This window comes from Mesorhizobium sp. BHbdii (assembly GCF_053848045.1).
The window spans coordinates 2,609,660-2,616,738 of sequence record NZ_JBSPKX010000001.1 but is presented as its reverse complement, the minus strand read 5'-3'; the positions used below and the strand labels follow the sequence as shown (position 1 = coordinate 2,616,738).

General features: G+C 61.9%; 7 protein-coding genes. 3 read left to right on the top strand and 4 right to left on the bottom strand.

Annotated features, from left to right (window positions below):
• Positions 1-226: hypothetical protein (locus tag ACWTU8_RS12700; RefSeq protein ID WP_455848339.1), on the top strand; the 226-nt coding region annotated here is incomplete at its 5' end.
• Between the two features lie 164 nt (positions 227-390).
• Here ACWTU8_RS12700 and ACWTU8_RS12695 read toward each other — a convergent pair.
• Both ACWTU8_RS12695 and ACWTU8_RS12690 read right to left on the bottom strand, forming a co-directional pair.
• Complete coding sequence (locus ACWTU8_RS12695) at positions 391-1,587, bottom strand: MFS transporter (RefSeq protein WP_455848338.1); 1,197 nt, start codon at positions 1,585-1,587, stop codon at positions 391-393.
• 497 nt (positions 1,588-2,084) lie between these two features.
• Positions 2,085-2,444, bottom strand: a complete 360-nt coding sequence (locus ACWTU8_RS12690; RefSeq protein WP_455848337.1) for a winged helix-turn-helix transcriptional regulator — start codon at positions 2,442-2,444, stop codon at positions 2,085-2,087.
• 106 nt (positions 2,445-2,550) lie between these two features.
• Here ACWTU8_RS12690 and ACWTU8_RS12685 point away from each other — a divergent pair, with 106 nt between their 5' ends.
• Both ACWTU8_RS12685 and ACWTU8_RS12680 read left to right on the top strand, forming a co-directional pair.
• A complete protein-coding gene (locus ACWTU8_RS12685; protein ID WP_455848336.1) occupies positions 2,551-3,255 on the top strand; it encodes a glutathione S-transferase family protein in 705 nt (234 codons plus the stop codon).
• A gap of 175 nt (positions 3,256-3,430) precedes the next feature.
• Positions 3,431-4,258 (top strand): DUF2189 domain-containing protein, encoded by an 828-nt coding sequence (locus tag ACWTU8_RS12680; protein WP_095521854.1) that lies wholly within the window; start codon positions 3,431-3,433, stop codon positions 4,256-4,258.
• Between the two features lie 71 nt (positions 4,259-4,329).
• On the opposite strand, the gene ACWTU8_RS12675 is transcribed toward ACWTU8_RS12680, so the two are convergent.
• Positions 4,330-4,962 carry a LysE family translocator gene (locus ACWTU8_RS12675; RefSeq protein ID WP_287330990.1) on the bottom strand — a complete coding sequence of 211 codons (633 nt, stop codon included), beginning with the start codon at positions 4,960-4,962 and terminating at the stop codon, positions 4,330-4,332.
• Between the two features lie 153 nt (positions 4,963-5,115).
• On the bottom strand, positions 5,116-7,077 hold the full coding sequence (locus ACWTU8_RS12670) for a pilus assembly protein TadG-related protein (RefSeq protein ID WP_455848335.1): 1,962 nt from the start codon (positions 7,075-7,077) through the stop codon (positions 5,116-5,118).
• Positions 7,078-7,079: the final 2 nt, after the last annotated feature.

Genomic DNA, 7,079 nt, shown 5'->3' with positions numbered 1-7,079 from the left:
AGGAAATGCTGGCGCGAATGAATGCAAAACCCGATCGCGTGCTGTTTCCGAAGAGCAATTTGAGGTGAACTTCCTCACGCCCCGCCCGCGTCGCGGCAGGCAAGCCCGGATGACCGACTATATGGGCTCCGTTGATCGGGCTCGCGCATGGATGTATCGCGGGGACAATTCGTTGATCCGGTATCTGCAGGGCAATAGTGCGAGCTGGCGGGGCTTTCATGCATGACAACACCCGTTCTTCGCCGGGTGCACCCATTTCCGGGAGCCGAATGCATGCGAGATTGTCGCGGATGAAATCAGCCCTGATGGCTGGTGCCGCTTTTACAAGGCGCGGCCCGGCCTGATCAGTCGAGCCGTCCTGGTATAACACCCCCAACCGACAACACTGTATCACCGTTCCTCTGGCGGCTTGAGGTGCCGGAATTGCATCAGCAGCAGCAGGTCATAAATGATCTTTAGGGCACCACAGATCAGGAGGGGCCATGCCCGGAACGAGGCAGCGAACAGAGCGCCCGCCAAGGCGGGACTGGCTGTGGCGGCTAGGCTGCGCGGGACAGATGTGAAGCTCGCGGCCGCCGCCCGCTCTGCCTCCGTGACGACGGCCATGACGTAAGACGATCGCGTCGGGACGTCCATCTGCGAAAGCGCAGCGCGGATCAACAGCAGGGCGAGTGCCAGAGGCAGCGTAGGCGCAAGCGCCGCCAACATCAGAGCAATGCTGGACGGAATGTGAGTGAACACCATCGTGTTGATGAGCCCGATGTGCCGGGACAGCCAAGCAGCAACGGGGAATGAGAACGCCGAAAGTACGCCGGACCAGAAGAAGAAAAAGCCCGCTTCCGACAGCGACAGGTCGAATGTTTCGAAAAGCCACAGGGCAAGCAGCGACTGGACGACGAAGCCGCCGGCGAAGGCATCAAGGCTAAAAAGGGCCGCGAGCTTGAACACAATATTGCGCGAGGGGCCGAGCGCGGACGCGGTGCCGGAGTCCGACGCTGGACGGCGCTGCGGGATCCGCGCGTAGAGAAGGCCGCCGAGCAGGCCCAGAAATGCATAGAGCACGAACATCGCCTTGATGCCGGTGAGTTGGTCGAAGCCGGCTGGAGCCAGAAGATCAGGTGTCGCCGAAGCAAGCGCGCCAACCGCGCCTGCGAGCGCACCCACCAGGCTGTAACGCGCGAACATTTTGGTCCGGGCGGCATCAGTGACTTCGCGCGTGAGCACGGCATGCTCTAAAGGCACGAATACGCTGACGCTGCCGGCCGACGGGTTGATGGTGCCTGCGAAGGCGATCACCAAAAGCAGCGCGTAGTCGTGGACCACAGCAAGGGCCACACCTGTGGCGACCATCAGACTGGCCGCGGCAAGCAGGAGTTGGCGGTGATCGTGTCGGGCACCAAGGAGTCCGGCGGCGATGGTCATGAGCGCTGAACCGAGCAGCGATGCGGTTGCTATGATGCCGACCTGCAGAGGCGCGAAGCCTAATGCCAAGAGATAGACCGGCAACAGAATTGCCACGAAGCCGTCGCCCATGTCGCGCAGGGCTCGTGCCGCAAAAAGAAAAGTCGCCGGGCGGATCTGCTGCACTGATCTAGCCTGCCCTCATCACCTCGGCGTCACCGGCTTTGGCAGCGTCGCTCGACGGGGCCGGAAGATCATGAGGAGTCGCATTAGGCATTTCAGCGAAGCGCATATCGGCTTCAATCCTTAGGCTACCGCCCAACAACGCTGATTCATATCGCGTCAACGGCTTGTAACGACCGAAGACGCAGCTGGCGCATATTGCTCTTGGCTGTCAAGGGTAGGGTTGGGGGTCAGAATACCTGCTCGTCATCTTGCATTTAGGGAAGGTCCGAGAGGGGTCAGTTCACGTCGATGCACGCAGGGCACCAAAATGTCCGCTTCTGACATTCCGAGCCTCGAAGCCGCAAGTCCGCTTGCGGCCCAGAACGCGACGTTAGAGTATCTGCTCGGCAATAACGGCTTCTGGCGCTACCCGCGCATTGCGGTATTGGGCCCGGACGGCAAATCCCACCCAAAGCGGTGTCCAGCTCGGGTAGCAGGCATCAGGTTTTCACCACTGGTCAGGCCGCCTTGACGAGCCTGGTTTCCGGCGTCGATGAGTCCCGCCGATCGTCCTCGGTATCTTCCCACCAGTCGCCCAGGGCCTCGATGAGCGGCACAAGCTTGAGACCCGCTGCCGTGAGATCATAGTCGACGCGTAGCGGATAGCCGGCATACGCCGTTCGACGCACGATCCCGGCTTCCTCCAGCTTACGCAGTTCCAGCGCCAGAATGCGGTGCGACACGGTCGGGTTGTCACGCCTCAGGTCGCTGAAGCGCTTGGTCCCGTCCTTGAGATAGTAGAGCAGCAAGGTGGGCCAGCGACCGCTGAGCACACGCATGGTCTCTTCGATCGGGCAGCGTGAGACGACATCTTTCATGGCGGGTCCCTGGTTACAGAATAGTGCGTAATTTACATGGGACGACCAGCGTTTAGGGTCAAGCTTCGCTGCGCAGCGTGATCCCTAACATGGAAGAGACAAAGAAATGGAACCTATCCTCCTCTACGGCGTCCCGGCGGGAAGTTCGATGGGGCTCGTCGCTGCTTTTGAACGCCTCGGACAGCCTTACCGCCTGTGTCGCGTCGACATGCTCACTGAAATGAAGAACGACGCCTATGCCAGCATCAACGGTCGTCAGGAAACGCCGGTGTTGATCACGGACGAGGGCAGGGTGCTCACCGAGACCATGGCGATTGCCGCCTGGCTCGAAGCCCGTGACACGCAACGTCGCATCAGCTTCGATCCTCGCTCGCCGGAAGCCGACCGGATGCATCAGCTGATGGCTTTCGTGAACACCGGTTTCACCGCCGCTTTCACCCCGCTCTGGGCTGCATATGAAATGGAATCGGCCGAGCCTGTCCTGCTGGCGACCTTGCGCGACTTTGGCCGCAAGGCCGTTGCCGAACGCCATGACCGGCTTGAGGCGATGATCGTCGACACGGACTTTCTGGTCGGCGATCGCCTGACGCTGGCGGATACCACGCTGATTGGCGTGGCACGCTGGGCGGAGTTCCACAAGGCGGTCGACGGGGCGGCTTATCCCAAACTGGCCGCCTTGCGCGGCAGGATCGAAAGCGATCCGGACGTGCGGTATGCGCAGGCCATCGAGGACGGCGAAAAGCCGGCGGGTTCGGGTGCCTGCCTTGGCCACATTCCCCTGGCCGAGGTGATTGAACGATCTGGTGCCTAGACTAGCACACGCCAGCCGCGCGGCACGGACGCGCCCTGTGCCGCGCGGCGCTTGCTCCGACACCACCCGATTCGCGACAATCACATGGAAGTCGGCTATTATGCCATCGCTTTTGAAATGGCAGCTACGGGCGGCCATCCTGGCGGTGGCCGCCCCGACACACGGGAGAATGGTTATGGCCAGCTTTCATGTCATGTCGGACGCGCGTGGAATGCACGTGCAGCCCACGGTGCGCCGCATCACCACGGCAGACCTGATGGATGTGCTACGGCTCGGCGTCGAGGATTTCTGGGCAAAGCCATCGCATTACGTGTTCATGTGCCTGATCTATCCGGTGGTCGGATTGATCCTGGCGCAGTGGACGACATCCGGCTCCAACGCCATCCAGCTCCTCTATCCCCTGATGTCCGGCTTCGCCCTGCTTGGACCCTTCGCCGCGATCGGCCTCTACGAGATCAGCCGCCGCCGCGAACTCGGCATGGACACGTCCTGGTGGCACGCGCTCGACGTGCGCCACTCGCCGGCGCTGCCGGCGATCGCGGTTATCGGCGTCATGCTGGTGGCACTGTTCCTGCTCTGGCTGTACACCGCGCAATCGATCTACACCGGCCTGTTCGGCAATCAGCCGCCCGCCTCGATCGGCGGCTTTTTGCGCGAGGTGCTGACAACGCCCAAAGGCTGGACGCTGATCCTGCTCGGCAATGCGGCTGGCTTCGTCTTCGCCGCGATCGTGCTGGCGACGACCGTCGTCGCTTTCCCGCTGCTGCTCGACCGCGATGTCGGCGCGGTCTCGGCAATCGAGACATCGGCACGGGCGGTGATGACAAATCCGCTGCAGATGGCGCTGTGGGGCCTGATGGTGGCCGTGCTGCTGGTCATCGGCTCGATCCCGCTGTTTGCCGGGCTCGCCGTCGTCATGCCCGTGCTTGGCCATGCGACGTGGCACCTCTACCGCAGGGTGGTCGAACCGGAGCGGGCGCAGCAGGACCGGCGGCCGATGTAGGCTACGGCGGCGGTGCCGCCGCATCGGATTTCTCCCAAAACCGGTACCCACTTTGGGTCCGATGCTCTTAGTTAACGCTGCGCGTCGGTTGCCATCTTCAGGGCCAGTGCGGTCAGCACCGTGCCCATCATCCAACGCTGGATCACCAGCCATAGCGGTCGGCCGGCGAGGAAGACGGCGATCGAGCCGGCCGTAACCGCGATGATCGCGTTGACGGTGAGGCTGATCGCAATCTGCGTGGTGCCGAGCACCAGAAGCTGCGAAAGCACGTGGCCCTTGCCGGGGCTGATGAACTGCGGCAGCAGCGAAAGATAAAGCACCGCCACCTTCGGGTTGAGCAGATTGGTCATCAGGCCCATGGCGAACAATTTGCGCGGCCTGTCCTTCGGCAGTTCCCGGACCTGGAACGGCGAGCGTCCGCCTGGCCTCACTGCTTGCCAGGCAAGCCACAAAAGGTAGAGCGCGCCGGCAAAGCGCAGCGCATCATAGGCGTAAGGCACGGCAAGCAGCAGCGCGGTGATGCCGAATGCCGCCGACAACACGTAGAAGACAAAGCCGAGCGCCACGCCACCGAGCGAGATCAGGCCGGCTTTCGGCCCCTGAGACAGCGATCGCGAGATCAGATAGATCATATTCGGGCCAGGCGTCAGCACCATGCCGAGGCAGACCAGCGCGAAGGCGAGATGATTGGCGGCTTCGGGCACAGGTGCATCTCCGGATGGCGACTCCGCGCCTCCCGATGATCTCCATCCGATGGCACGGTCAGGCGAACGCTCCAAGTGCCCTCGCTGGTCCGCACGCGCAAGAGCATGACAGCGCAATCCATTGCGCCAGCCCGTCGCATCGCCGCTTACATGTCAGCCGACGATGCGCAGGTTTGACAATTCGTTGGCGATTTCCTTGAAATTGTCCGACAGCGTCGCCCCGGTCGCGTTCCAGAACAGCTTGGCCGGTTTGGTCGGATCCGTGGGATCCATGCGGAAGCGCGAGTCCGACGAGCATGCCTTTAGCGCATCGAGCGCTTTCTTATCGCCGGCATCGGTGGTCGACAGGTCGAGCGCGACGGTCATGACGAGAATGTTCGAACTCTTCGCGTTGGCGCAAAGGGTCTGCATCTGCTCGTCCAGAGCGGCGGTGTAATTGGAGCCGGTATAGGTGGTCTTGCCGATGTCCGTGCTCGTGTTCATGAACAGGCGCGTCACGCTTCCAGAGCCCGGATATGTCAGGCCGGTGTAGCCGTAAGCGGCATAGGTCGACCTGTTGTTGGCATAGCCGCTGTCGCTGACGGCGCTGTAGGTATTGGCGCCGTCAGTCAGCACGATCACCACTTTGTCGTTGCCCCTTTCGGTGTTCGGCCGGCCCTCGGTGAAAGGTTCGTTGCTCGACACCGTCCGCCAGCCCCAGGCAAGGCCTTCCGGCACGTTGGTGTTGCCGTTCGGCGCCATGGCGTCGATGGCGTTCTTGATCTCGTCTTTCTGGGCAATCTGGCTCACGTCTTTGAGCGGCGTGATCGGGTTGGTCGTGCAGGACGAATTCGGGCCGTCGCCCGAGGCAGCCGACTGCGAGCCGTAAGGCTTGACCAGGAAATATTTGCGCATGTCCGACTGCCGCTGTGAAGCGGTTGGGCTGTCGGTGTAATTGGGCCAGTCGGCCCACCAGTTGTTGCCGTAACCATAGGACAGATAGGTCACGTCGTTAGCGCCGTCGCGGTTGAAATCGAGCCAGAGGGTGCCAGCCTCGTCCGGCGCAAACATCGGCACGAACAGCGTGGCAGGCGTGGCGGTGTTCGGCGTCGTATCGTCGTTATTATACGGGTGCGGCCTCGCCTCGACGCAACCCTGCCAGCTCGCATAGCGACTGGTGGTGTAGATATATTCCGGAGTGGTCCAGTGGCCCCTGCTGCAGTTGCCTTTTTTGTTATAGGCGTCGCAGATATACTGTTTCGTGTTAGGCACTTCTTCGCGGCCGGACTCGACCGTGATGTCGGCGTAAAGGCTGAAGCGGGTCAGTGGTTGATCCTCGCTGTCGCCCCAGCCGGCGCCGCGCTTGTACCAGACGCCGTTGAGCTTCTCAGCGTATTTGTCCGGATCGTTGGCGGGGGTCATCTTCGTCCAGTCGAAATCCTCGTGCTGGATCGGGGAGATGCCGTCCTGGTCCATCCAGCTATCCTGGTCATGGGTGGGACCGACATTGACCGAAGCAGCGAACGGCACCAGGGAGAACTGCACCGGTTTAGTGACCTGCTTCATCTGCTGTGCCTGCAGCGCCAGCGTGTCGACAAGCTGCTTGGCGGCAGTCTTCAGCAGGTCTATTCGCTTCGCCCCGGTGCCGGAACCCAGATTATTCATCGAGCCGGAATTATCGAGCACAAGGGCTACTTCCAGCGTGTTCTTGAGGCGGATTTCCGAGCACGCCGTGAAGGTTGTATCGCTGGTGGTCCCGCCGCCCATCAGCATAGCGGCGGCCGGCAGAAAATAGGGGCGATACGTCAGGGCGCTGCAGAGCTTCAACGTGCCGCCACCCGCATTGCTGTTGGGCAGGGTGACGGTAAGCAACGTATTGGCCGGATCGACAGGGCCGAGATTGGCTTCGAAGAAAGTCTTGGCATAGGCCTTGGCGTCGTCGTCGCTTGCGCCGGAGACGACCTTTTGGGCGGTAGCGAGGCCGGCGCCGTCCAGGGCATTCAACGTAGCGTTCTTCTGGCGGAGCAGTTCCGAGTAGTCGACGCTGAGCGCCAAGCCGCCCATGAGCGGCACCATGGTGATGACCGTCATCAGCGTATAGTTGCCACGCCGGTCCCTACCGAATTTTCGGATCATTG